The organism is Pseudomonas sp. Leaf129, assembly GCF_001423465.1.
Lineage (GTDB): Bacteria > Pseudomonadota > Gammaproteobacteria > Pseudomonadales > Pseudomonadaceae > Aquipseudomonas > Aquipseudomonas coleopterorum.
The window spans coordinates 237,910-263,173 of the sequence record NZ_LMOC01000007.1 but is presented as its reverse complement, the minus strand read 5'-3'; the positions used below and the strand labels follow the sequence as shown (position 1 = coordinate 263,173).

At 61.6% G+C, this 25,264-nt stretch carries 21 protein-coding genes and 4 tRNA genes; 10 read left to right on the top strand and 15 right to left on the bottom strand.

Features of this window, described 5'->3' with window-relative positions; translation table 11 throughout:
* Positions 1-8: 8 nt before the first annotated feature.
* From ASF66_RS12745 to ASF66_RS12730, 4 genes are all read left to right on the top strand, one after another.
* Positions 9-719 carry a response regulator transcription factor gene (locus tag ASF66_RS12745; RefSeq protein WP_330219440.1) on the top strand — a complete coding sequence of 237 codons (711 nt, stop codon included), beginning with the start codon at positions 9-11 and terminating at the stop codon, positions 717-719.
* Positions 719-2,083, top strand: coding sequence for a HAMP domain-containing sensor histidine kinase (locus tag ASF66_RS12740; RefSeq protein WP_056844100.1), 1,365 nt, complete (start codon positions 719-721; stop codon positions 2,081-2,083). Before ASF66_RS12745 ends, ASF66_RS12740 begins: the two co-directional genes overlap by 1 nt.
* A gap of 85 nt (positions 2,084-2,168) precedes the next feature.
* Positions 2,169-4,406, top strand: coding sequence for a TonB-dependent siderophore receptor (locus ASF66_RS12735; RefSeq protein ID WP_056844099.1), 2,238 nt, complete (start codon positions 2,169-2,171; stop codon positions 4,404-4,406).
* Positions 4,406-5,308, top strand: a complete 903-nt coding sequence (locus ASF66_RS12730) for an alpha/beta hydrolase (protein ID WP_056844098.1) — start codon at positions 4,406-4,408, stop codon at positions 5,306-5,308. The genes ASF66_RS12735 and ASF66_RS12730 overlap by 1 nt, the downstream gene beginning before the upstream one ends.
* 85 nt (positions 5,309-5,393) lie before the next feature.
* Here the strand turns inward: ASF66_RS12730 and ASF66_RS12725 are convergent, their stop codons facing one another.
* Positions 5,394-5,819, bottom strand: coding sequence for a DUF3830 family protein (locus ASF66_RS12725; RefSeq protein ID WP_056844097.1), 426 nt, complete (start codon positions 5,817-5,819; stop codon positions 5,394-5,396).
* Between the two features lie 100 nt (positions 5,820-5,919).
* Between ASF66_RS12725 and ASF66_RS12720 the strand changes: the two genes are divergently transcribed.
* Together ASF66_RS12720 and ASF66_RS12715 are read left to right on the top strand one after the other, a co-directional pair.
* Positions 5,920-6,549, top strand: a complete 630-nt coding sequence (locus ASF66_RS12720; RefSeq protein WP_049860973.1) for a DUF1780 domain-containing protein — start codon at positions 5,920-5,922, stop codon at positions 6,547-6,549.
* A 331-nt stretch (positions 6,550-6,880) separates the two neighbouring features.
* Positions 6,881-8,182, top strand: coding sequence for an NAD(P)/FAD-dependent oxidoreductase (locus tag ASF66_RS12715; RefSeq protein WP_056844096.1), 1,302 nt, complete (start codon positions 6,881-6,883; stop codon positions 8,180-8,182).
* A gap of 117 nt (positions 8,183-8,299) precedes the next feature.
* Here the strand turns inward: ASF66_RS12715 and ASF66_RS12710 are convergent.
* From ASF66_RS12710 to rluD, 7 genes are all read right to left on the bottom strand, one after another.
* A tRNA-Pro gene (locus ASF66_RS12710) sits at positions 8,300-8,376 on the bottom strand.
* Positions 8,377-8,473: 97 nt separating this feature from the next.
* Positions 8,474-8,549, bottom strand: a tRNA-Lys gene (locus ASF66_RS12705).
* 5 nt (positions 8,550-8,554) lie between these two features.
* Positions 8,555-8,631 (bottom strand) — tRNA-Pro (locus tag ASF66_RS12700).
* A 10-nt stretch (positions 8,632-8,641) separates the two neighbouring features.
* Positions 8,642-8,717: transfer RNA gene (locus tag ASF66_RS12695), tRNA-Asn, on the bottom strand.
* A gap of 380 nt (positions 8,718-9,097) precedes the next feature.
* Complete coding sequence (gene clpB / locus ASF66_RS12690) at positions 9,098-11,662, bottom strand: ATP-dependent chaperone ClpB (RefSeq protein WP_049860971.1); 2,565 nt, start codon at positions 11,660-11,662, stop codon at positions 9,098-9,100.
* Between the two features lie 212 nt (positions 11,663-11,874).
* Positions 11,875-12,612 (bottom strand): peptidoglycan editing factor PgeF, encoded by a 738-nt coding sequence (gene pgeF, locus ASF66_RS12685; RefSeq protein ID WP_056844095.1) that lies wholly within the window; start codon positions 12,610-12,612, stop codon positions 11,875-11,877.
* Positions 12,609-13,571: a 23S rRNA pseudouridine(1911/1915/1917) synthase RluD gene (gene rluD / locus ASF66_RS12680; RefSeq protein WP_049860969.1), complete on the bottom strand. Its 963-nt coding sequence runs from the start codon at positions 13,569-13,571 to the stop codon at positions 12,609-12,611. The genes pgeF and rluD overlap by 4 nt, the downstream gene beginning before the upstream one ends.
* Before the next feature lie 150 nt (positions 13,572-13,721).
* Between rluD and ASF66_RS12675 the strand changes: the two genes are divergently transcribed.
* The 4 genes from ASF66_RS12675 to ASF66_RS12660 all read left to right on the top strand — a co-directional run bounded on the left by ASF66_RS12675 (position 13,722) and on the right by ASF66_RS12660 (position 18,243).
* Positions 13,722-14,744: an outer membrane protein assembly factor BamD gene (locus ASF66_RS12675; protein ID WP_049860968.1), complete on the top strand. Its 1,023-nt coding sequence runs from the start codon at positions 13,722-13,724 to the stop codon at positions 14,742-14,744.
* Between the two features lie 331 nt (positions 14,745-15,075).
* Entirely contained in the window at positions 15,076-15,309 is a 234-nt protein-coding gene (locus tag ASF66_RS12670; RefSeq protein ID WP_049860967.1) for a PP0621 family protein, read from the top strand.
* Positions 15,299-16,894 carry a sensor histidine kinase gene (locus ASF66_RS12665; protein ID WP_056844094.1) on the top strand — a complete coding sequence of 532 codons (1,596 nt, stop codon included), beginning with the start codon at positions 15,299-15,301 and terminating at the stop codon, positions 16,892-16,894. Before ASF66_RS12670 ends, ASF66_RS12665 begins: the two co-directional genes overlap by 11 nt.
* 2 nt (positions 16,895-16,896) lie before the next feature.
* A complete protein-coding gene (locus ASF66_RS12660; RefSeq protein ID WP_177331300.1) occupies positions 16,897-18,243 on the top strand; it encodes a sigma-54-dependent transcriptional regulator in 1,347 nt (448 codons plus the stop codon).
* A 97-nt stretch (positions 18,244-18,340) separates the two neighbouring features.
* On the opposite strand, the gene thiO is transcribed toward ASF66_RS12660, so the two are convergent.
* From thiO to ASF66_RS12625, 7 genes are read right to left on the bottom strand one after another with little or no spacing between them, the layout of a single operon-like run.
* Positions 18,341-19,441: a glycine oxidase ThiO gene (gene thiO / locus ASF66_RS12655; RefSeq protein WP_056844092.1), complete on the bottom strand. Its 1,101-nt coding sequence runs from the start codon at positions 19,439-19,441 to the stop codon at positions 18,341-18,343.
* A 20-nt stretch (positions 19,442-19,461) separates the two neighbouring features.
* On the bottom strand, positions 19,462-19,857 hold the full coding sequence (locus ASF66_RS12650; RefSeq protein WP_156463195.1) for a type IV pilin protein: 396 nt from the start codon (positions 19,855-19,857) through the stop codon (positions 19,462-19,464).
* Positions 19,858-19,865: 8 nt separating this feature from the next.
* Entirely contained in the window at positions 19,866-22,961 is a 3,096-nt protein-coding gene (locus ASF66_RS12645) for a pilus assembly protein (protein ID WP_056844090.1), read from the bottom strand.
* Positions 22,945-23,415, bottom strand: coding sequence for a pilus assembly PilX family protein (locus ASF66_RS12640; protein WP_056844089.1), 471 nt, complete (start codon positions 23,413-23,415; stop codon positions 22,945-22,947). Before ASF66_RS12640 ends, ASF66_RS12645 begins: the two co-directional genes overlap by 17 nt.
* 56 nt (positions 23,416-23,471) lie before the next feature.
* Positions 23,472-24,200: a PilW family protein gene (locus ASF66_RS12635; protein ID WP_056844088.1), complete on the bottom strand. Its 729-nt coding sequence runs from the start codon at positions 24,198-24,200 to the stop codon at positions 23,472-23,474.
* Complete coding sequence (pilV, locus tag ASF66_RS12630) at positions 24,197-24,676, bottom strand: type IV pilus modification protein PilV (RefSeq protein ID WP_056844087.1); 480 nt, start codon at positions 24,674-24,676, stop codon at positions 24,197-24,199. The genes ASF66_RS12635 and pilV overlap by 4 nt, the downstream gene beginning before the upstream one ends.
* Positions 24,673-25,143: a GspH/FimT family pseudopilin gene (locus ASF66_RS12625; RefSeq protein WP_056844086.1), complete on the bottom strand. Its 471-nt coding sequence runs from the start codon at positions 25,141-25,143 to the stop codon at positions 24,673-24,675. The genes pilV and ASF66_RS12625 overlap by 4 nt, the downstream gene beginning before the upstream one ends.
* Positions 25,144-25,264 lie beyond the last annotated feature (121 nt).

Here is a 25,264-nt window from a genome sequence, read left to right as displayed (position 1 = left end):
GCGCAATTGTGAATGACTATCAAAAACCCCCTTCCTTACTGTTGGTCGAAGACGACGCCGAGCTTCGCGAACAGCTATGCCTGCACCTGCAACGTCGTGGTCTGGCGGTGCAGGTGTGCGAACGCGGCGACGCAGCCTTGCTGCTGGCGCAGCGTGAACCGTTCAACCTGATTCTGCTGGACATCATGTTGCCCGGCCTTGACGGACTGAAGGTCTTGAGTCAATTGCGCCAGGCCCATGGTACGCCGGTCATGCTGATGTCGGCCCTGGGCGCCGAGCAGGATCGCATCAGCGGTTTTACCCAGGGCGCGGACGATTACCTGCCCAAGCCTTTCAGCCTCGCCGAGCTGGATGCGCGTATCGACGCGCTGCTGCGCCGGGTGGCCCTGGACCGCCGCGCCACGCCGACCCGCGCTGAAACCGATATGGCTGGCTTGATCCGTGACGGCCACGCTCAGGACATCCACTACCACCAACGGCCGGCTGGATTCACCAGCTCCGAATACCGGCTGCTGTGCACCCTGCTCGACCATGCCGGTGAGGCCTTGAGCAAGGCGTTCCTCTATCAACAGGTGCTGCACCGCAGCTACACGCGGCTGGACCGCGGCCTGGATGTGCATGTGTGCAACATACGGCGCAAGCTGGGCCAGATCGGTGCCGACCATGTGCAGATCCAGGCGGTGCGCGGCCAGGGCTACGTACTGGTGGTCGCAGGTTGATGCGTCGGCGTCATTCGCTGCTGTGGAAGCTGGCTTTGCTGCAGACGGGTTTCTGCCTGCTGCTGGTGTGGCTGGTGTGGTTCTGGGGCCTGCACGTGGAGCGACGCAGTTATTTTCTCGATCCTGCCACCCGACAGGGTCTGGCGGCCCATGCCGAGCAGGCCGAACAGCGCTGGCTGAACGTAGGCGCGGAAGGTGTGGAGCGATGGCGCGAACGGTTCATGGCCGATCAGCGAACCTGGGCAGCGGTGATCGGTCCGCAACTGCAGAGCCTGGGCACCAGCGCCTTGAGCCGCGATGAATCCAGCCACCTGACCTTCATGCGCAAGCTCGATTGGCCCATGAGCCGACGCCTGGACGACGAACTGCCGTATGTCAGCATCGCCTTTCCTCGGCATCCCGAACAAGGTCGCCTGGTACTGCAACTGCCGGAACGGCTGCTACCGGTGGGGCTCACGCCATGGACCCACATCGTCACTCACGGCCTGATGCCGGCTGCGTTGGCGCTGCTGTTGGGATTGCTGTTGTATCGGCATCTGGTGGTGCCGCTCAATGAACTGCGCGAACGCGCCAACGCGCTGCGTGCCGACGACCTCGAGCCGGTCGCCAGCAGTGCGGTCACGCAACGGCGCGACGAACTGGGCGAACTGGCCCAGGCTTACGAGCACATGGCCCAGCGTGTGCGGCAGAGCCTGCAACAGCAACGTCAATTGTTGCGCACGTTGTCCCACGAGATGCGTACCCCGCTGACCCGTCTGCGCGTGGCCAGCGACAGCGGCCTGCCGGACGGGCAATTGCAGGCGCGGGTGTCGCGGGAAGTCGACGAGATGCAGCGACTGGTCGAGGACGCGCTGGATCTGGCCTGGCTCGATACCGAACGGCCCGACCTGCCCCGTGAAGAGGTGCGGGTACGTTCGGTATGGGAAGCGCTGGTGCAGGACGTACAGTTCGAGAACCACTGGCCGGCCCATCGCTTGCGCTGTGAAGTGCCGGACGACTGCGTGGTGCAGGCGCACCTGAACAGCCTCGCTCAGGCGTTGGAGAATCTGCTGCGCAATGCGGTCCGGCACTCGCCAGCGCAAGGCTGGGTGACACTTCGTGGCCACCGTGATGGCCTCTTCTGGCATTTGTGCGTAGAGGACCAAGGGCCCGGCGTCGACTTCGCCGACCTGGAGCGGATCTTCGAGCCGTTTTTGCGCCTGGATGGCGCGCCGGGCAAGGGCTTCGGCCTGGGCTTGAGCATCGCTCGCCGCGCCATCGAGTTGCAGGGCGGCCAGCTGTGGGCCAGCCGCGGGGATCACGGTCTGCGCATGAACCTACGTCTGCTGGCCCATGACTCGTCGAGCCAGACGCCAAGTGTTTAGAAAGTTAATGCGCTTTACTATCATTTAGCAATTATTATCATCTTCGATCTTCCGGCCACCCTGGCCAGTTCATGGAGATCCAACGATGCGCCTGCGCCTGCCGCCTCTGCCCTATTTCGCCGTGCTTCTGGGCGCTTGCCATCTGCTCCCCGCAACCGCGTCGGCCGACATCACGACAGCCGAACCCGTGGAGCTGGAAGCCTCTTCAGTGGTGGCCACCGCCGAAGAAGCGATCAAGCAGGCGCCCGGTGTGTCGATCATCACGGCGGAAGACATTCGCAAGCGCCCACCTGCCAACGACCTTTCGCAGATCATCCGCACCATGCCGGGGGTCAACCTGACCGGCAACTCCAGCAGCGGCCAGCGCGGCAACAACCGGCAGATCGATATTCGCGGCATGGGGCCGGAAAACACCTTGATCCTGGTCGACGGCAGACCGGTGAACAGCCGCAATTCGGTGCGTTATGGCTGGCGCGGCGAGCGCGACAGCCGCGGTGACACCAACTGGGTGCCTGCGGACCAAGTGGAGCGCATCGAAGTCATTCGTGGCCCGGCCGCGGCCCGTTACGGCAATGGCGCAGCGGGCGGCGTGGTGAACATCATCACCAAACGGCCGAGTTCCCAGACCCACGGTTCGGCGACGGTCTACCAATCCTTTTCGCAACACAGCGCGGAAGGCGCCACCAAGCGGGTCAATTTCGGCCTGAACGGGCCACTGACCGATGCGCTGAGCTACCGCGTGTTCGGCAATGTCGCCAAGAGCGATGCCGACGATCAGGACATCAACAGCGGCCATGAGTCGCGGCGCACCGGCAACCAGGTCGGCACCTTGCCGGCCGGGCGCGAAGGCGTGCGCAACAAGGACATCAACGGGCTGCTGAGCTGGAAGCTCAGCCCCGAGCAGACTGTAGATCTGGAAGCGGGCTACAGCCGCCAGGGCAACATCTACACCGGTGATACCCAGAACACCAATAGCAACGCCACGGTGCGCAGCCTGGTGGGCCATGAAACCAACATTCTCTATCGCGAGAACTACGCCCTGACCCACCGCGGCGACTGGGATTTCGGCACCTCGCTGGCCTATCTGCAGTATGAAAAGACCCGCAATCGACGCGTGAAGGAAGGCCTGGCAGGTGGCACCGAGGGCATCTTTTCCAGCACTGATTTCACCACCAACGTGGTGCGCGACCTGACTGCCCACGGCGAGGTCAGCCTGCCGCTGCATTGGGGCGTCGATCAGATGCTGACCCTGGGCACGGAGTGGGTCGAGCAGAGCCTTGGCGACCCCAACTCCAACGTGCAGACCACCACGGCCGGTGGCGCCATACCGGGCCTGGCCAGCAGCAACCGCAGCGGCAGTTCGGAAGCGCGCATCGCTTCGCTGTTCGTCGAGGACAACATCGAGCTGTTCCCCGGCACCAAGCTGACCCCCGGCTTGCGCCTGGACCATCACGACATCGTCGGCGACAACTGGAGTCCGTCGCTCAACCTGTCCCAGGTGCTGACCGACACTGTGACCGTGAAGGCCGGCATCGCCCGTGCCTACAAAGCGCCGAACCTCTACCAACTGAACCCCAACTACCTGCTGTACAGCAACGGTCAGGGTTGCTACGGCCAGACCACCAGTTGCTACCTGCAGGGCAATGCCGACCTGGAAGCCGAAACCAGCGTCAACAAGGAACTGGGCGTGGAATATCGCAAAGACGGCGTGGTGGCCGGCCTGACCTACTTTCGCAACGACTACCGCAACAAGATCGAATCGGGCCTGACCCCGGTCGGCATCGCCATCGGTGGCAGCGGGACGACTGCCAACGCCAGCATCTTCCAGTGGGAGAACGTGCCCAAGGCCTTGGTCGAGGGATTGGAAGGCAACCTGACCTTGCCCCTGACGGATGATCTGAACTGGACCAACAACTTCACCTACATGCTGCGTTCGCTGAACAAGGAAACCGGTGATGTGCTTTCGGTGACGCCCGAGTACACCTTGAATTCGATGCTCGACTGGCAGGCCAGCGAAGCGCTGTCGCTGCAGGCCAATGTGGCCTGGTACGGCAAGCAGAAGCCCAAGAAATACGACTACCACGGTGCACGAGTGACCGGCACATCCAACAATCAGCTGTCGCCCTACGCGCTGGTTGGAGTCAGCGGCACCTATGCGCTGACTCGGCACCTGAGCCTGACGGCGGGCATCGACAACCTGTTCGACAAGCGCCTGTACCGCGAGGGCAATGCCCAGGGTGTGAACAACATCGAAGGCGCGGGCGCGGCCACCTACAACGAGTCGGGCCGCACGCTCTACACCAGCCTGACGGCGTCGTTCTGATGAAGCATACGATCATCAGCGGGCTGGCAGTGGCCGCCCTGATTTCACACGGCGCCGCGCAAGCGCGGCCAGACCCGCAGCAGCCCATGGTGGCCCCGGTGCTGGAACAGCCTGACACTGGCTATGGGTTCACCACCCGAACCCTGGACTCGGCGGACGGGCAGCGGCATTACCGGCTGTACATCGGCCGCCCGGAACAGCCCGCCCCCGCCGCTGGCTATCAGGTGGTTTACCTGCTCGATGGGAATGCTGCCGTGGGTGCGCTGGACCAGGCACTGTTGCGGCACCTGAACGAAGGCGCAGACGCACCCCTGATCGTGGCCATCGGCTCGACCACGCCGCTGCGTATCGACCGCCCGGCGCGAACCTTCGATTACACGCCGCGAGTGACCGGCGACACGCAGATCGATGCACCCTCCGGGTTGCCCAGCGGCGGTGCCGATCAGTTTCTCGATCTGCTGGATCAGCGAATCAAACCGCTGGTGGAGCACGCCGTGCCGGTGGATGTGACGCGGCAGACGTTGTGGGGGCATTCCTACGGCGGATTGCTGGTGCTGCATGCCCTGCTGACCCGGCCTGGGGCGTTTCAGCATTACGCTGCGGCCAGTCCTTCGCTGTGGTGGGGAAACGGTGCGGTGCTCGATCCGTTGGACGGCTTGGCGGACCGAGTTGGCCAGAGCGAGGTGGGGTTGACGTTGATGCGAGGTGACGCCGAGGCAGCCGGACCGGGTGGGCCGGCGCGCTCGACGCAGGCGCCGGGGTTGGCCATGGAGCGGTTGTTGAAGGGTGTGCGCGGCGTGCCGGGTTTGCGCGTCGATTACCATGTGTTTCCTGGGCTGGGGCATGGGCCGATGTTGCCTGCCTCGCTGCGATATGTATTGGAGAATGGCGTGTATCGCTGACGCGGCTTGCGCCGCTGCTACAGGGGATTGGCGCTGTTCTGTAGCATCGGCGCAAGCCGCGTCCGGTCGCACCGCGCCGGCGGGATCACGCCAATTCGAACAGCACCTCTTGCGCCCCTTCCCACAACGTCTTTACGCCCAGTGCGCGAAGGTTTTCCGTGCCCTGCACGATGGTCAGGAAATGGTTGCCGGCCAACTGCCCCATCTTGCTGGCGAAACAGCACGACCCGTAGGCCAGCAGGATTTCCGTTTCGCTGTACGGCCCCGGATAAAACAACACGTCCCCTACCGACGGGTGGCTGGTGTGATTCTCGAAGCCGACCGGCGCATCGCCTCGCAGCAACTGAAATTCCCCCAACGGCACCCAGCACGCCTCACCGCTCCAGCGTACGTGGATGATTTTCTGCCGGTAGGGCAGCAGCTTGAGAAACGCCTCCACCGTCTGCGGTGCGTCGGGGTGGGTTTCGGCCAAGAATTCATAGCCGCCGGAGGTGATCTTGATGCTGGGCATGGTGCAGCTCCTGGGAAAATCCCATCCTTACCCATTGCCCGGTGATTTTGAAGCGTTGGCCATTATTCTTTTCGTCGCACAGGCGGGCTAAGCTAGGGCCATGGATGACTCCGACTACCTGCGTTTGCTCACCAGCCAGGCCGAGCAAGCCAATGCCTTTCTGTCCAATGCGCGCAAATGGGAGCGCGAGCGTTGGGTGTGCGAGCGTCTTTTGCAGGGTCTGAACATTACTTACCGCGACGACGAGTTCACCCCTGCCGGCCAGGAGCCGCCAGACGTTCTGTTTCGCGACGCCAGTTTCGAAGTGTTTTTCGTACTCGATGAAGGTCGCCGGCTCAACGATGAATGGCGTGAAGAGCTGCAACGTCGCCGCAGCGCCTTCTCCCTCAGCCAACTGGTGCGCCGCGAAGCTCGGCCCAAGCGCATTCGTGCGCCTGAACTGCTGCAAAGGCTCGCCCCGACCCTGCGCAAGAAAGCCCACAACTATCGCGAACGCGGCCTGGACCTGGGCGAGCTGGACATCATTGCCTTCGCCAGCCTCAAACGCGAAACCCTGGACCTGAACAGCCATTTTCCGCCACCTACCGAATTCCTCCGCCAAGGCTGGCGCTCGCTGTCGCTGGTCGGTCCGACCTTCGCGCGGGTCTTGTTCGCCCATCCGGATGCGCCGGATTTTCTGCGCAACAACCTGGGCCGCAGCATCGTTTTCGATGTCGGCATCAGTTTGTGACAACCGCCATTTATCAGCCATGGCGTATCCGCAGCGGCGATGATACAAAGCGTCATCGTCCGTACCGACTGTCAGGAACCCTGTAGCCTTGCCAGCGTCTGAAACGTCTACCTGTTCATGGTTCCAAGCCCTGCCACGTGGACCGCGCCCTAAGGGTCGGCGGTTGTCTGTGTGCTTGTCGGCAGCAAGTCGAGCGTCCGCTCCTTGCTTCGATAACCGCCGTCGCAGGACCCGCGGAACCGTCTGCCTGAAGGTGTGGAGCTATGAGCTGCCTTGCGCTCGCCCCCCCCTCGCAGACCCAACGAATTCCTTAACCTTATGAGAGCTTTCCATGACACATCGCATCGTTATCGTCGGCGGCGGCGCCGGCGGCCTGGAACTGGCCACCAGCCTGGGCAAGACCTTGGGCAAGCGCGGCACGGCCAGCATCACGCTGGTGGACGCCAACCTGACCCATATCTGGAAACCGCTGTTGCATGAAGTGGCGGCCGGTTCGCTGAATTCGTCCGAAGACGAGCTCAACTACGTTGCCCAGGCCAAGTGGAATCATTTCGAGTTCCAGTTGGGTCGCATGAGTGGCCTGGACCGGGCGGCCAAGCAGATCCAGCTGAGCGCTACCCTGGATCCGGAAACCGGTCTGGAGCTGGTGCCGGCGCGCAGCATTGGCTACGACACGCTGGTGATCGCCGTGGGCAGCACCACCAATGACTTCGGTACCCAGGGTGCAGCCGAGCATTGTCTGTTTCTGGACACGCGCAAGCAGGCCGAGCGCTTCCACCAGCAGTTGCTCAACCACTATCTGCGTGCGCACGCCGGACACGATGAAAGCCGCGCGCAGATCAGCGTGGCCATCGTCGGTGCCGGTGCCACGGGGGTCGAGTTGGCGGCCGAGCTGCACAATGCGGCCAAGGAACTGGCGGCCTATGGTCTGGGCCGCATTGCGCCCGAGAACATGCGCATCACCTTGATCGAAGCCGGTCCGCGGGTGTTGCCGGCGCTGCCGGAGCGTATCGGTCAACCGGTGCACCAGACTCTGGAAAAACTGGGCGTGACGGTGCTGACCAATGCCGCCGTTAGCGAAGTGACTGCCGAGAGTCTGATGACCAGCAGTGGGCAAGAGATTCCTGCCAGCCTGAAAGTGTGGGCGGCAGGCATTCGGGCGCCGGGTTTCCTCAAGGACATCGATGGCCTGGAGACCAACCGCATCAATCAGTTGGTGGTGCGCCCGACCTTGCAGACCACTCACGACGACGACATCTTTGCGTTCGGCGACTGCGCGGCGTGCCCGCAGCCGGGTACCGATCGCAACGTGCCGCCGCGCGCTCAGGCCGCCCACCAGCAGGCTTCGTTGCTGGCCAAGTCGCTGAAGCTGCGCATCGAGGGCAAGGCTCTGCCGGAGTACACCTACAAGGATTACGGCTCGCTGATTTCGCTCTCGCACTTTTCGGCGGTGGGCAATCTGATGGGTAACCTGACCGGCAGCGTGATGCTGGAAGGCTGGCTGGCGCGCATGTTCTACGTGTCGCTGTACCGGATGCACCAGGCAGCGCTGTATGGCTTGTTCCGCACCGGCATGTTGATGCTGGGCAGCCGTATCGGACGCGGCACGGAGCCGCGATTGAAGCTGCATTGATGGAGGATCGGCCGCGTTACGTGTGACGTGACGCGGCTTGCGCCGCTGCTACAGGGGGTGGTGTGTTGAATTGGGAACAAAAAAAAGGCGCCTATGACAGGCGCCTTTCTTCGAATATGGTCGGGGTAAGGGGATTCGAACTCCTGACATCCTGCTCCCAAAGCAGGCGCGCTACCGGACTGCGCTATACCCCGGTACAAAAAAGGCACCCCGGAAGGCGCCTTTTCTGCTGCCCACCGGTGTTAATCGGTGGGGCTTTTAAGATTCGACCCGGCGAACCGGAATCAAAAATGGTGGGTCGTGTGGGATTCGAACCTACGACCAATTGGTTAAAAGCCAACTGCTCTACCAACTGAGCTAACGACCCAAATATGGTCGGGGTAAGGGGATTCGAACTCCTGACATCCTGCTCCCAAAGCAGGCGCGCTACCGGACTGCGCTATACCCCGATATGAAATTTGGCTCCGTGACCAGGACTCGAACCTGGGACCCAATGATTAACAGTCATTTGCTCTACCGACTGAGCTATCACGGAACTATCAATTTCAGAACATCTACAGCAATTTCAGTACATCTACATCTACATCTGCTACAGCTTCAAGCCTGTATCACTACCGCCTTGAACTCTTCGACCTGTTCGCATCGCTGCGTTCATGTCTCTGAGGCGCGCTATTCTACAATCTTCAAAACCCCTGTCAACCCTTTAAATTGCTTTCAAGACACTGATTTGCAACTTTTTTTCAGAACCGGGTGAAGCGTTTGGTTCTGCGGGATGACCGACAGCGGGGCGCACTTTACAAGCCTTGAAACGAAAATGCAACGGAAATCAATGAGGTGAGTCAGTGAGGGCCTCTTCGCGGGCAGAGCCCGCTCCCACAATAGGCCTATGGAAAGGCCCTCACTGCCCCTCATCAATCAAGCAAACACAATCTCATCATCCACTACCGACGCCTGCACCGAGGTCCCCGGCAGGAATTTGCCCGAGAGGATCAACTGCGCCAGTGGGTTCTCGATCCAGCGCTGGATCGCGCGCTTCAGCGGACGCGCGCCGTACACCGGGTCGTAGCCTACCGCGATCAGCTTATCCAGCGCCTCGTCGCTCAGCTCCAGACTCAGGTCGCGCTCGGCCAGACGGCTGCGCAAGCGGGCCAATTGGATCTGCGTGATCCCGGCAATCTGATCGCGCGCCAGCGGTTCGAAGATCACCACCTCGTCGATCCGGTTGACGAACTCCGGACGGAAATGGCTGGTCACTGCATCCATGACCGCTGCGCGTTGCGCCTCGCGGTCGCCGACCAGCTCCTGGATACGCGCCGACCCCAGGTTCGAAGTCATCACGATCACGGTGTTGCGGAAGTCGACGGTGCGGCCGTGACTGTCGGTCAAACGTCCATCCTCGAGCACTTGCAGGAGAATGTTGAACACGTCCGGGTGCGCCTTCTCCACTTCGTCCAAGAGCAACACCGAGTACGGCTTGCGACGGACCGCTTCGGTCAGGTAGCCGCCTTCTTCATACCCAACGTACCCGGGTGGTGCGCCGATCAGGCGGGCCACCGAATGCTTCTCCATGAACTCCGACATGTCGATGCGCACCATCGCCTCCTCGGTATCGAAGAGGAACTCGGCCAGCGCCTTGCACAGCTCGGTCTTGCCCACGCCGGTGGGGCCGAGGAACATGAACGAGCCGCTCGGACGGTTCGGGTCGGACAGGCCGGCACGCGAACGGCGTACCGCGTTCGACACGGCCACTACGGCCTCTTCCTGGCCGATCACGCGTTGATGCAACAGGCTTTCCATCTTCAGCAGCTTGTCACGCTCGCCTTCGAGCATTTTCGACACCGGAATCCCGGTCCACTTCGATACCACTTCGGCGATTTCTTCCTCGGTGACCTTGCTGCGCAGCAACTGGTTGTCGCTTTTGCCATGCTGGTCGACCATCTGCAGGCTGCGCTCCAGGTCCGGGATCACCCCGTACTGCAGTTCGGCCATGCGGCTCAGGTCGCCACGCCGACGCGCGGTTTCCAACTCCTGACGGGACTGCTCGATCTTCTGCTGAATCTGCGCGGAGCCCTGCACTTCGGCTTTTTCCGACGTCCAGATCTCTTCCAGGTCGGCGTATTCGCGTTCCAGCCGGGCAATTTCTTCGGTCAGTTTTTCCAGACGCTTGATCGCAGCTTCGTCGTCTTCCTTCTTCAGTGCCTGGGACTCGACCTTGAGCTGGATCAGGCGACGCTCCAAGCGGTCCAGGACCTCGGGCTTGGAGTCGATTTCCATGCGGATACGACTGGCCGCTTCGTCGATCAGGTCGATGGCCTTATCCGGCAGCTGGCGATCGGTGATGTAGCGATGGCTCAGCTTGGCGGCCGCGATGATCGCGCCATCGGTAATTGCCACCTTGTGGTGAACCTCGTAGCGCTCCTTGAGGCCACGCAGGATGGCGATGGTGTCTTCCTCGCTCGGCTCATCGACCAGCACCTTCTGGAAGCGCCGCTCCAGGGCCGCGTCTTTCTCGATGTACTGGCGGTACTCGTTGAGCGTGGTGGCGCCTACGCAGTGGAGTTCGCCACGGGCCAGCGCCGGCTTGAGCATGTTGCCAGCGTCCATGGAGCCCTCGCCCTTGCCGGCGCCGACCATGGTGTGCAGTTCGTCGATGAACAGAATGATCTGCCCTTCCTGCTTGGACAGTTCGTTGAGCAGCGACTTCAGGCGCTCCTCGAATTCACCGCGGAACTTGGCGCCGGCAATCAGCGCGCCCATGTCCAGGCTCAGCAGGCGTTTGCCACGCAAGCCATCGGGCACTTCGCCATTGATGATGCGCTGGGCCAGGCCCTCGGCGATGGCGGTCTTGCCCACGCCGGGTTCGCCGATCAGCACCGGGTTGTTCTTGGTGCGACGCTGCAGCACCTGGATGGTCCGGCGGATCTCGTCGTCACGACCGATCACCGGGTCGAGCTTGCCCTCCTCGGCGCGCTTGGTCAGGTCGACGGTGTATTTTTCCAACGCCTTGCGCGACTCCTCGGCGTTGGGGTCGTTGACCGCCTCGCCGCCACGTAGGTTGCTGATAGCGTTTTCCAGAGCTTTCTTGCTGACGCCCTGCCCGAGCAGCAGCTTGCCGAGCTTGCTGTTGTCGTCCATGGCGGCCAGCAAGACCAGCTCGCTGGAGATGAATTGATCACCCTTCTGCTGCGCCAGCCGGTCGGCCTGATTGAGCAGGCGCGCCAGATCCTGAGACATGTTGACGTCGCCGGTCGGGTTCTGGATTTTCGGCAGTTGGTCGAGCTCTTTGCTCAACGCCTTGCGCAGGCTGTTGACGTCGAAGCCGACCTGCATCAGCAACGGACGAATCGAGCCGCCCTGCTGATCGAGTTGCGCCTGCATCAGGTGCGCGGGCTCGATGGCAGGATGGTCCATGCCAACGGCCAGGGATTGTGCGTCGGATAACGCGAGTTGAAGCTTGCTGGTCAAACGGTCTATACGCATGAGTCACCTTCCTGAAAGGGGCAGGCCGGAGCGATGGACACACCTGATGAAGAAAACCTGCCGGGGATGACAGTTAGATGGGGGGTAATGGGGAAGATTCAAGGATGCGAGATTGTAGGTCTGGGTGGGTTGTGTCAGTGCTGGCCCCTTCGCCGCCTATCGCGCAAGCCCGCTCCCACACTGGGCTCGCTGAGGGGCCATTGGCTGCGAAGCTAGGGTTCCAGCCACACCAGTGAAGCGAAGCGCCCGGTGACCTGCGCGCGGCGATAGGAAAAGAAGCGCTCGTCTTCTACGGTGCACAACCCCCCGCCATACACCGCCGTCACTCCGACCGCCGCCAGGCGAATCCGCGCCAGGGCATAGATGTCGGCCAAAAACTTGCCAGGCGCGGCACCCGGCGCGAATGCATCGGCAGCATGCGGATGGATCGACATGAAGGCCTCACGTACCTCGGCCCCCACTTCGAAGCGCCGTGGACCGATGGCCGGACCGAGCCAGGCCATGACCTGCTCGGGCGGATCGCGGAACGTCTGCACTGTCGCTTCCAGAACGCCGGCCGCCAGCCCGCGCCAACCGGCATGAGCGGCGGCGACCTGGGTCCCGGCGCGATTGCAGAACAGCGCAGGCAAACAGTCGGCGGTCATCGATGTGCAGGCGATCCCCGGCGTAGCGGTCCAGCTCCCGTCGGCTTCCAGCACGCGGCTGGGGTCGGCTTCGACCACTCGCACCCCGTGCACCTGGTTCAGCCAGGCGGGCAGGATGCCGAAGTGAGCGGTCAGACGCAGGCGGTTCTGCACCACGCAATGAGGATCGTCGCCAACGTGTGCGCCCAGGTTCAGGCTGTCATACGGCGCCGGGCTGACGCCGCCTTCGCGGGTGGTCACGCAGGCCCTGACCGAAGCCGGAGCTGGCCAGTCGGGAAGCAACAGGCCCTGCGCGAAAGTGGTCACCCGATGAAGGCCTCGCGATCTTGCTTGAGCAGCGACAGCAGCCAGACGAAGTCGTCGGGCAATGGCGATTCCCAGCCCATGCGCTCACCGGTCGTCGGATGGTCGAGCTCCAGGAAACGGGCGTGCAGGGCCTGCCGCGGAAAGGTTTTCAGTGCATCGACCATGGTCGCGCTGGCCGCGGGCGGAATGCGGAAGCGGCCGCCGTAGGCCTGGTCGCCCACCAGGGGAAAGTTGATGTGCGACATGTGTACGCGAATCTGGTGGGTCCGGCCGGTTTCCAGCTTGACACGCACGTGGGTGTGGGAGCGGAAGCGTTCGAGCACGCGATAATGGCTGACCGCCTGCTTGCCGCCTTCCATCACGGCCATGCGCTGGCGCTGCTGACCGTGCCGCCCGATCGGCGCGTTGATCTTGCCGCCGGCGGTAACCACGCCGATGACGATGCATTCATAGATGCGGCTCACCGAACGGCTCTGCAGCTGGGACACCAGCTGGGTCTGCGCCTGAATGGTCTTGGCCACCACCATCAGACCGGTGGTGTCCTTGTCCAGACGGTGGACGATGCCGGCACGCGGGACGTTGATGATGTCCGGCACATGGTGCAGCAGGGCATTGAGCAGGGTGCCGTCGGCGTGACCCGCGGCCGGGTGGACCACCAGGCCCGCCGGCTTGTTGATGACAAGGATCTGGTCGTCTTCGTAGACGATGTCCAGGTCGATGTCCTGAGCCACCCATTCACCCTGGGCTTCCTGCTCGGCATTGAGCTCGAGCAGGGCACCGCCATGCACGGTATCGCGCGGACGCAGAACGTCCCCGTCCACGGTCAGGCGGCCCTCTTTTATCCAGGCGGAAAGGCGCGAGCGCGAGTGCTCTGCGAATAGTTGGGCGGCGACTTGGTCGAGGCGTTGTCCGCCCAAATCGGACGGTACCTCTGCGCGAAGTTGTATGATCTCGGACATGCTCGGACTAGGCGGCGGCACAGCCTTTGGTTTCGGCTGCACGCTTGTGGTTAAATACGGCGTCTTTTGCCCCGGGGGTTCCACGGGGTGCTCATCATAACAGGACGGCCACGCCCGAGACAGCGGCCGTTTATAGGGACGCTAGCCGCCATGCAAGTGAAACACCTGCTGCTGATCGCCATCCTCGGACTCACCGCGGCCTGTTCTTCGACCAAAGAAGTGGTCGATGAAAACCTCAGCGAAGTCGAGCTGTACCAGCAGGCGCAGGCCGACCTGGACAACAACAGCTACACCAGTGCCACGGCCAAGCTCAAGGCACTGGAGTCGCGTTATCCGTTCGGCCGCTATGCCGACCAGGCACAGCTCGAGCTGATCTACGCCAACTACAAGAACTCCGAGCCCGAGGCGGCGAAGTCGGCTGCCGAGCGTTTCATCCGCCTGCATCCGCAGCACCCGAACGTCGACTACGCCTATTACCTCAAGGGCCTGACCTCGTTCGACCAGGACCGTGGCCTGGTGGCGCGTTTCCTGCCGCTGGACATGACCAAGCGTGACCCTGGCGCTGCCCGTGACTCCTACAACGAGTTCGCCCAGCTCACCAGCCGCTACCCCAACAGCCGTTACGCGCCCGATGCCAAGCAGCGCATGATCTACCTGCGCAACCTGCTGGCCTCCTACGAGATCCACGTGGCCGACTACTACCTGACCCGTCAGGCCTACGTCGCAGCCGCCAACCGTGGCCGCTACGTGGTAGAAAACTTCCAGGAAACGCCGTCCGTCGGCGATGGCCTGGCGGTGATGACCGAAGCCTACATGCGTCTGCACTTGGACGATCTGGCGGCCACCACTCTGGAAACCCTGAAGGCCAACTATCCGGACCACCCGAGCCTGGAAGACGGCAAGTTCGTGCCTCAGCAGGACGAAGCGGACAACCGCTCGTGGATCTCCAAGGCCACCCTGGGCTGGATCGGCTCCAACACCGACCCGCTGCCACCGGGCGAAACCCGCGCCAACCAGGATGTGCAACGCCAGTACCAGGAAGCGCGCGACGCCATTCCGAAGGAACTGCTGCCCCCTGAAGACGGCGGCACCGCCGACCAGCAGCAGCCGAACGCCGAAGAAGGCAAGAGCCGCTCGTGGTTCAGCTACGCTACCTTTGGTCTGTTCGACTGAAGCGCGGTTGTACTGAAAAAGGGGCTCCGGCCCCTTTTTTATTGGAATAACCGCAGGCACTGTCCTTCTGGCAGAGGGCATTTGTATGTGTATGCCTGTGGAGCAGATGTATGCCTGTGGGAGCGGGTCTCTGCCCGCGAAGGGCTCACTGCGGTCTGCCTGATACACCGCAGGGCCCCTTTCGCGGGCAGAGACCCGCTCCCACCGGTGTTTTTCCCAGCCAATGACTGCTCACACCAGGGCTTGCCAAGGCCTACCCTCGCCCGCCGCTTGCTCCGCGTCGGGCTCGCTCCTACACTGCGCCATCTTCCCTGGCAAAGCTGACCTTCCCATGATTCGCCTGATTTTCTGGATCGCCATCGTCTTCGCCGCCATCTGGCTGTGGCGCAGGTTCAAGACTCCCGCCCGCGCGCCTCGCGAAGAGCACAAGCCGGCCTCGCTGACCATGGTTCGCTGCGCCCAGTGCGGCGTGCACCTGCCAGAGGACAGCGCGTTGCGTCGTGACAGCCACTGGTATTGCAGCCAGCCTCATCTGGAGCAAGGGCCCGGCAACGGTGCCCGCTGAAGCGCAGTTTCTCGGCGGCGCCCAGGCGCAGCGGATGCTGCGCCTGTACCACCTCTACCGCTTGACCATTGGTCTGTCCCTGGTCCTGCTGATTTCCAGCAACATGGACAACCGCCTGCTGGAAGTCGCCGATGGCGAACTGTTCCGCGCCGGCAGCTGGCTCTACCTCATTCTCAACATCCTGGTCGTGGTGCTGATGGGCAACCCGCGCCGGGTGCTGCCGGTATTCAGCCTGGCCACCGCCGACGTGATCATGCTCGCCGGCCTGTTCTACGCGGGTGGCGGCACGCCCAGCGGCATCGGCAACCTGATGATCGCCTCCGTGGCCATGGGCAACCTGTTGCTGCGCGGTCGCCTCGGCCTGTTGATCGCCGCACTCGCGACCATCGGCATCATCTACCTGACGTTCTACCTGAGCATCTCCCGACCGGCCGCCGCCAACGACTACCTGCAGGCGAGCACCCTGGGTGTGTTGTGCTTCGCCGTGTGGTTCGTGGTTCAGGGGCTGAGCCGACTGCTGAGCACCAGCGAGAACCTGGCCGAACAACGCGCCAGTGATGTCACCAGCCTGGAGGCCTTGAACTCGCTGATCCTGCAGCGCATGCGCACCGGCATTCTGGTGCTGGACACCGAACTGCGCGTGCAACTGGCCAACCAGGGCGCCCTGGCCCTGTTCGGGCGCATGACGCTCAATGGCGAACTGATCGCCGATCACTCCCCCGACTTGATCGAGCGTCTGTTGCAGTGGCAGACCAACCCAGCCTTGCGGGTCAAGAGTCTGAAGCTTTCGCCCACCGGTCCGTCGATCCAGGCCAGCTTCATTGCCCTGCGCCGCGGTGGCGAGCAGCAGCAGACGCTGGTGTTTCTCGAAGACCTGTCGCAGATCGCGCAGCAGGCGCAACAGCTCAAGCTGGCTGCCCTGGGTCGCCTTACCGCCAGCATCGCCCACGAGATCCGTAATCCGCTGGGGGCCATCAGCCATGCAGGCCAGTTGCTGCAGGAGTCCGAAGACCTGCCGGCCGCCGACCGGCGCCTGACCCAGATCATTCAGGATCACTGCAAGCGCATGAACCTGATCATCGAAAACGTGTTGCAACTGTCGCGTCGTCGCCCCAGCGCGCCGCACCCTCTGGACCTCAAGGCTTGGCTGGAAAACTTCGTCAGTGAGTTCCGCACTACCGCCCGTCCCGGCCAGCAATTGCACCTGTATGTCAGCGACGGCACCCTGGAAACGCGCATGGATGCCAACCAGTTGACCCAGGTGCTGAACAACCTGGTGGAAAACGGCCTGCGCTACAGCGCCCAGCAACAGGGCCGCGCGCAGGTCTGGCTGAATCTGTTCGTGGAGCCGACCAACGGTTTGCCGATCCTCGAGGTGCTGGACGACGGCCCGGGCTTTGCCGCCGATCAGTTGCAGCACATGTTCGAGCCTTTCTTCACCACCGAAAGCAACGGCACCGGGCTGGGCCTGTATATTTCCCGCGAGCTGTGCGAAAGCAATCAGGCCCACCTAGACTACAGGGCACGTGAAAAAGGCGGGAGTTGCATGCGTATCACCTTCGCCCACCCGCGCAAACAGGGATGACTATGAGCGCCAGGCAAAAAATTCTGATCGTGGACGACGAGCCGGACATTCGTGAACTGCTGGAGATCACCCTTGGCCGCATGAAGCTGGAAACCCGCAGTGCGCGCGATGTCGCCGAAGCCCGCGAATGGCTGGGCCGCGAATCGTTCGACCTGTGCCTGACCGACATGCGCCTGCCCGACGGTACCGGTCTTGAGCTGGTGCAATTCATCCAGCAGCGCTACTCCCACGTGCCGGTAGCCATGATCACCGCGTTCGGCAGCCTGGATACGGCGATCAACGCACTCAAGGCCGGCGCCTTCGATTTCCTCACCAAACCGGTCGATCTGCCGCGCCTGCGCGAGTTGGTCGGTGCCGCGCTGCGCATGCCAGCGCCCGCTCCTGCCGGCAAGGAACCGAGCATCGACCAGCGCCTGCTCGGCGAGTCGCCTCCCATGCTCGGCCTGCGCAAGCAAATCGGCCGTCTGGCGCGCAGCCAGGCGCCGGTCTACATCAGCGGCGAGTCAGGCAGCGGCAAGGAACTGGTCGCCCGGCTGATCCATGAGCAAGGCCCGCGGGCGGATCGACCGTTCATCCCGGTCAACTGCGGGGCCATCCCTGCCGAACTGATGGAGAGCGAGTTCTTCGGCCATCGCAAGGGCAGCTTCACCGGCGCCACCGAAGACAAGCCGGGGCTGTTTCAGGCCGCCCACGGCGGCACGCTGTTTCTCGACGAGGTGGCCGACCTGCCACTGACCATGCAGGTGAAGTTGCTGCGCGCCATTCAGGAGAAGGCCGTGCGCGCAGTGGGCGGGCAGACCGAAAACGTGGTCGATGTGCGTATTCTCAGCGCGACCCATAAAGACCTGGCAGCCGAAGTGGCGGCCCAGCGTTTTCGTCAGGATCTGTACTATCGCCTCAACGTGATCGAGCTTCGCGTGCCTTGTCTGCGCGAGCGCCGTGAAGACATTCCGCTGCTGGCCAGCAGCGTGTTGGCGCGCCTGGCGCAAGGCAGCGGCCTGCCTGCCGCACAGTTGACGCCCGCCGCCCTGGAAACCCTCAAGGGCTACCGCTTTCCCGGCAATGTGCGGGAGCTGGAGAACATGCTGGAGCGGGCCTACACCCTGTGTGAGGACGACCGCATCGAAGCGAGCGACCTGCGCCTGAGTGAAACGGCGTCCAGCGTGGAGACCGGGGAGCCCAGCCTGGCCCAGATCGACAACCTGGAAGATTACCTGGAAAGCGTGGAGCGCAAGCTCATCCTGCAAGCCCTGGAAGAAACCCGCTGGAACCGCACGGCGGCGGCGCAGCGCCTGAACATGTCGTTCCGTTCGATGCGCTATCGGCTGAAGAAGCTCGGGCTGGATTGATTCCCTGCTACCGCGTCGGCGGTGCATGCGGTGTACCTGAATGAACACGGTAGGGCCAGACGCGGCTCGCGCCGCTGCTACAGGGTTTGTGGCGCTGTTATAGGTCGATTCGGTCCTGAGGTGCGTAAGGCGCTGGATCGATCACGGTGTCACGGCCCACCATCAAATCCACCAGCAGACGACACGAAGCCGGCGCCAGTACCAGCCCGTTGCGGTAATGCCCGCAGTTCAGCCACAGACCCTGATGCCGCGGAAGCGGACCAATGAACGGCACCCCCTCCGGCGACCCCGGACGCAGCCCGGCCCACTGCCGCACCGGCGTGGCATCAGCCAAGGCTGGCAGCAGATCGACCGCCGAGGCCATCAGGCTGTCCAGCGCCTCCTGCGTTGGGGTCTTGTCGAAGCCCGCATGCTCCAGCGTGCTGCCAATCAAGATGTGCCCATCACGGCGGGGAATCGCATAACGCCCCTTGGCCAGCACCATGCTCGGCAGAAAGTCGGCAGCGCACTTGTACAGAATCATCTGGCCCTTGACCGGCTCCACCGGCAAGCCGACACCCAAGGTCTGCAGCAACTCACCGCTCCACGCTCCCGCAGTCAGCACCACCTCATCGGCCAGCAGCTCGCCTTGTGCTGAATGTACACCGATCACACGCGGGCCATTCAGCACGAAACCCTGCACTTCACAGTGCTCACGCACGCTCACGTTGGGCATGGCATTCAACGCCGCTTTCAACGCCTTCACCAAGCGCGGATTGCGCACGTTGGCGACATCCGCCATGTGAATCGCCCGCTTGAACCCAGCCCCGAGCACCGGCACCGCTGCATAGGTGGACAAGATATCCACAGCTGCCAGCGGCCGACGATTGCGCTCGGCCCAGGCCAACGCCTCGGCCTCATCCTCCAGGTCCAACCAGTACAAGCCAGTCGTGTGCACCTCAGGATCGATGCCCGTCTCGGCAGCCAGACGCTGCCCCAGCTGTGGATAGAAATCCTGTGACCAATGCGCCAGGGCAGTGACTGCCGGGCTGTAGCGCCACGGATACAGCGGTGAAACGATACCGCCGCCCGCCCAGGACGACTCCTGGCCCACCGCGCTGCGATCGATCAGGGTGATGCGATCCACATGGGCGGCAAGGTTATAGGCTGTCAGCAGGCCAATGACACCGCCGCCGACAACCAGAACATGCTCAGACATCAAACGATTCCAAAGAAGGCTCAGCGGCCCCAGCAGGTGGCGGAAGTGGTGCCGGCGGCCATGCCGGTGTTGGTCCGCGCGCCGGTCTGGTTGATGACGAAACTGCCGCACTTGTCACCGACCATCATGGTGCCTGCCCTTGGCGCTGCCGTCAGGCTGAACGTGGTGGCGTCCTTCACCGTCACGATGTTGTACCAGGCATTACCCGCCACGTCGGCGACGTTGGCGTAGCTGCCGGTCCGAGTGAACCCCCTCTCGAAATTTTGTGCACCTTCGGCCAGTACCTGGCCGATCTCGACCCGATGGGTACGCTTCACGTACTCGGTGTAGCTGGGGTAGGCGATGGCGGCGAGGATGCCGACGATGGCGACTACGATCATCACTTCTATCAAGGTAAAACCCTGCTGCTTTTCCATAGGCATGCTCACTGTCGTTGTCGCCACATGATCCGCCGATTCTGTACGGCGCCGGGCTCGGTATAGGTGAAAAGGTTACCATTGGAATCCTGCACCGTGATGGTTTGGCTGGGTGAGTCGGTGCTGTTGCTATCGCTGCCTACGAAGGCGGAGAAATTGGGTAATCCGCCACTGATGGTATAGCCACTGATCGAGGTCGTACTTCCAAATACTGCAAAGTTGGTGAGCATTTTACCGGTAGCAGCATCCACCTCCATGATTTTGCCCGAACCGGAGCTGGAGCAAGGATCCGTAGTATCCAGAATGGCGGTACTGAAATAGATACGACCCTCGATCAAACGCGCAGCGTAAATCACCCGCTCACCGGCATTGATGCCCTGATAGGTGAGCGGCATGTACCAGCCCATACGAGACGTGTAGTCGACGCTGTTCTGGCTGGTGTAAACAGTTTGACCCGTGATGTTGGTAATGGTCTGCTGCTGCAACTGCGATTGGGTGTAGTTCGTCGTGGAAGCATCACTGTCCAGGATGGCGTAAAAGGCTTGCGGGCTCTTGGTGGTTTTATCGGCCGACTCGTTGAGCTTTCCGGTACCGAAGAAAATCAACTTGCGGCCGTTGGTGTAGTTGCCTATGACAGGTTGGGCGGTGATCGGTTGTGTGGCTTCGCCAGCGGCTGTGAACAGGGGTGTCGTTGGCTCTACGCCTTTGTCGGTGGTTGCGAAATTGAACTTCCATAGCCGCCCTTTCAGATCACCGCCATAGGCATACTGGACATAGCCCTGTGCGTTAAGGCGCAACTTGACCGACGATAGCCCATTATCGGTTTCTCCGGGCTTCACAATAGGTGTCGAAAGTTTGCTGATGACCGCCCCGGTGTTCAAATTGACGACATATAGAACCGCTCTACCGGCCGCACTGCCATATCCGTTACTGATGAAAGCCGCCCAGGTACCGTCCCTCAATCGCCCCACTTCTGGCTTGGCGTAGGCATAGCCCAGGTCATTGAAAGTATTGCTGGCGTCAGCGGTATCGGGCGCACGAATCTCCCACAGTGCCTTGATAGTGTTTCCGGCTGAGTTGTCGAACAACTGCAAGGCATAGAACGCCTTGCCACCGGCGCCGACTCCGCCCAAGGCAACGGTTCTCCATGTCTTACTCTGTGGCGCATCGGCCACCGTGATTTGTCCATCGGCCAGAAAGGTATGGGATGTACCGTTGACGTAATCGGTATCGGCCACGTAATGCAGGTTGGGCAGTACGCTCGAAGGCATGTACGCATAGATCCGGCGACCGCTGGTGCTGATGACATTGACGAACCCATCGTTGGTATTGACCAGCAAGTTGGGATTCATCGATTTGGCTTTGTTGGTCAAATAGGTTGAATAGCTGCTGTCATCGACCGAGTCTGAGGCCGTATTGGCGGTAGGGGATGCATAGACGAGCGGCGAGTTGATGATATCGCCCAACAGTACCGTGCGCGTTTTCAATCCTGCTTTATTGGTCCCCTTGCTCCACTCTACCAAGTCAGCCCCTGTAATGGTGCGAGGTAGATTGGCATTCAGCGACGCTTTCTGTGCAGTGGAGAAGTTATCGAAGGCCAGCGTGACGGCGGCGTTATCGGCCGTATTCCAGGATTGATAGACCGATGTCGTACCGGGCTTGATCAAATCGTCGGTACTCCAGTTGTATTTGCTGGTGTTGACCGTACCATTGGCGTTGTAGTTGAACGCTTTGATCGTGCCGCGCCAATCGGTCGGATCGTAGAACGTCTCGTAATACTGCGCGCCTGTCGTCAACGTTGCCGAACTGGAAACGCCTGCCCCACCCGAGCCTGCCACCGAAGAAATGGCATTGAGCGCGGCGCCCAGTGCCGCCGTCAGCCCGGCAGCATCGGTAGCCTGGTAATACTGGCCTTTGCCGTAGTCGGCAGCGTCCGAAAGCATGTCGTTGTTGGCCGTGAAGCCCACGGTGAAGGTAAACATGTTCTGCTGGACGAAATCACTTGAGTCCCAACTTTTGCCGGCCAGATCGGTACCGCCCGAGCGCATGTCGATGTCATAGGCGAACTTGGCAATATCATCCAGGTAGAGGGTATCGCCCTCACCGTCGCCATTGATGTTGTTGCCGTCGTTTGTACTGATCCCATCCCAGTTGGGCAAGTTGCTACCGCCCAAGGGATCGTCTTTGGGAAACGTACGATCATAGGTCGGCAGACCGTCGGTGATCACCACGCCGTAGTTTTTTTGACAGCGGTACTGAATGGGGCTGGTATAGGTTGAAGGCGATGAGTTGTAGTAGGGCGCCATGCCACGAAAGTAGCGCGTCACCTCATAGTAGGTTTCGGCCAGCGGCGTGTTTGCCACAGCACCCAAACCATTGATGGCATTGACCAAGGCGGTGTAGTTGGCCTTGGTCGTGTCCGAGGTGGCCGAGATGTCCGCGACGGCTCGAGCGATGTTGCCGCCCGGGCCAGGGTTACCGGTGGCAGGCGGATTGAACGTCGCCAGACCGATGCGAAGATTACGATTGGCGCCCACCAGATCGACCGCCGTCTTGCGAGCTACGTTGATTCGGTAGTCATTGGGAATGACAACACCATCGGTGTAGTCCCTGTTTGGATTATTGGCCGCAACCTGGTCATACAGAAAGGAAACATAGTTGGCCGAGTAACGGGTGTTGCCCGAGCCTACAGGATCAGGCAGTTTCATGCAGACCAGACGGTTCGTAATGAACTTGTAGAACATCCTGTAGCCAACCAAGCCCCGGCTGGCACAGGTGCCTTGGTTGAAACTGCTGTAGAAAATGTTCTCGCTGCTCATGTCCAGCGCGTTTACATATTGGCAGTCGTTGTTTGCACTACAGGTGTAGACAGCTGTCTGGGCGTCCGACTGATTGAACGCAGTCGATCGGATGAGGCTGTTCATGCTCCCGGAGTTATCCACCAGCAATACCACGTTTGGCGTAACGGCGCCTGCGCTGAGCAGGGGCGAACTCGATGGTGTAAAACCATAGGCAGGCATCGCCACATAGGCGCTCACCAGTGCACCGAGCAGGCAGCTGCGCCACCAGGCCAAGCGTTGCGTCGATTTATTGCTGCTTGGCATAGAGGGTCTCCAGTACTGTACGGGATGTGCCCTGCAATCCGACGCCCGTGATTCTGTAAAGCGTGAATGAGATACCGTTTTCCGTCACGGGAATACTCGCGGCAAGGATGGCAGGGTCTTTGGTGGTGCCCAACTTTTGAACCCCGTACAGACCACCACTGGCCGCAGCGGTCCATATCACCCCGGAACTGGCATCGTTGCCTGCTGCGGGGAGGCCGGTATTGGCCAGGACAGGAGGCGCACACCGGGTCACATCGGCGCAGACCGCCAATGTATAACCCGACGCCGCAACCGCATTTTCACCCAGCCGTAACGCCGCCTCAGCCATTTGAAAGGACTCGTTGCGTAGCTTTACACTGCCAGCCATCTTTTCTTGCAGGGTTGCGTTTTGCATTGAAGAGATGCCGATCAATGTCAGCAGCAGAAGAAATACCAACGCGATGATCAGCGTCATGCCTCGCTGTTGGCCAGGGCGTCGCCCCAATGAAATCGAACTCAACGCAGGCCTCCTCACAATAGACGGTTCCGAATGGAAGCCACGACGCTGAACGACTGCTCCCTCGCCAGTGCAGTCGCATTGCCATCGGTGACCTTCAGAGCAATGCGCACGCTGCGAATCAGCGCAAAGTTGGTAGGCGTCGCCACATAGCTGGAAGCAAACTCGTCGGCGTCGTTGGAGGCCATGCCGAAGGTCACGTCGAACTGGCTGACATTGTTGATCAAAGGAGAAACGCTATCAGCCTTTGGGCCGACATTGATCGAGTTACTGCTGTAGGAGTAAACCACCCTGCGGATAGGGAAAGTCAGTTGCCCTGCCACCAATGCAGGCGCCTGTCCGCCGGTGTACGCGGTCGCGCTAAACTTACAATCCGAACGAATCTGCCAAGTGGGCAACGGGCCATTCTCGCCGACATCTGCGTACACCAGCGTCAGGACCACATTGCCATTCGAAGATCTGGTAACGGTAATAGGTGTCGCGAAGGCAGCGGCGAAATCCCCCTCCTTACTGCTGTCCTGCACCGTGGCCAGGCAACCAAACATCCCCACGGAACGGACTTCCTGAATCATCTTGCTCAGTATGAACCGCGCGTCCTCCTGAATAGCGGCTGCCGCGCTTTGCGAGCGGTAGGTGTTCTTCGCCGTCAGGAATATCTGCGTCACGCCCAGTGTGATGACCAGACCCAGGGTCATTGCCACCATCAGCTCGATCAGACCGATACCGGCCATGCTCCGTCTCATTTGATGTCCTTGTCCATTGCCACGCGGCTGACGAGCTTGTACTCCTGAACGGCGGCATCGGTGCCGGCTACGTTGGAAACATTGGACGCGCCCGCTGCACGAGCATCGGACCATCTGATGGTGATCGTCACCAACCGACCTTTGACGTCGATGCTGCTGGTTGCGGCATCTGCTCCCCCGAGCGCGGTGACGTTGGCGGCGAAGTCGACCAGATCCTGATTGCGAGTGGAGCCACCGCCACTGGTCGGCGCGGCACTCAGGGCGGACAGCGCGTAGTTGGCATTGGGGTTGGCACGGATTCGATCCATCATGTCATAGGCGAGGAAACTGGCCTGGCTGCTCAAGGTGGAGCTATCAGTGAACTTCAAGGCATTGAGTTGGAGGGCCGCCGCGCCAAGCAGTCCGATGCCCAGCACCAACAGCGACACCAGCACCTCGATGAGGCTGGCACCCTTCTGTTTCGCAGGCCGAGTCATGGACAAGCCCCACTCGGCACGATGCGACCGTTCGCACAGACGCCCAGAGTCCTGCTGAAGCTTCCGCGCGTGTAGACAAACTCAAACTTGCTGGCCGGCACTACCAGTGCGCCCAGACTGCTGTATTCGATAAAAGCCAGGTCGTTGGGAAGTACCATGGCAGAGGTGGCCATGGGGGCGATCACCCTGAGCGTATCGACCACGGCGCCGTTGGCGACCGACTGGATATTCAGCTGGCTGGTCCAGGTGTTCGCTGTCTGTGGTCTGACCCGCACATTCATACCCCTGTTGATCGCCTCGAGCCGCGCATAGTTGAGTGCCCGATACAAATCCGTCGACTCGGTGTCCGCTTTGGTGTTGTTCATCAAGGCAACGAACGAGGGAATACCCACGGTTACCAGGATGGCCAGCACCGCGATCGTCACCATCAGCTCGACCAGCGTAAACCCCTTGTAACCATGCCGCATTGGACGCCTCCCCCAGGAGCATTGACTATAAACCAGCGCTCGCGCAGTTCGCTGGGCGCACAGGATATACGGTTGTTCTAGAGGGATCAGCGCCTGTTGCACAGAAACCCAGGGAGGGTTG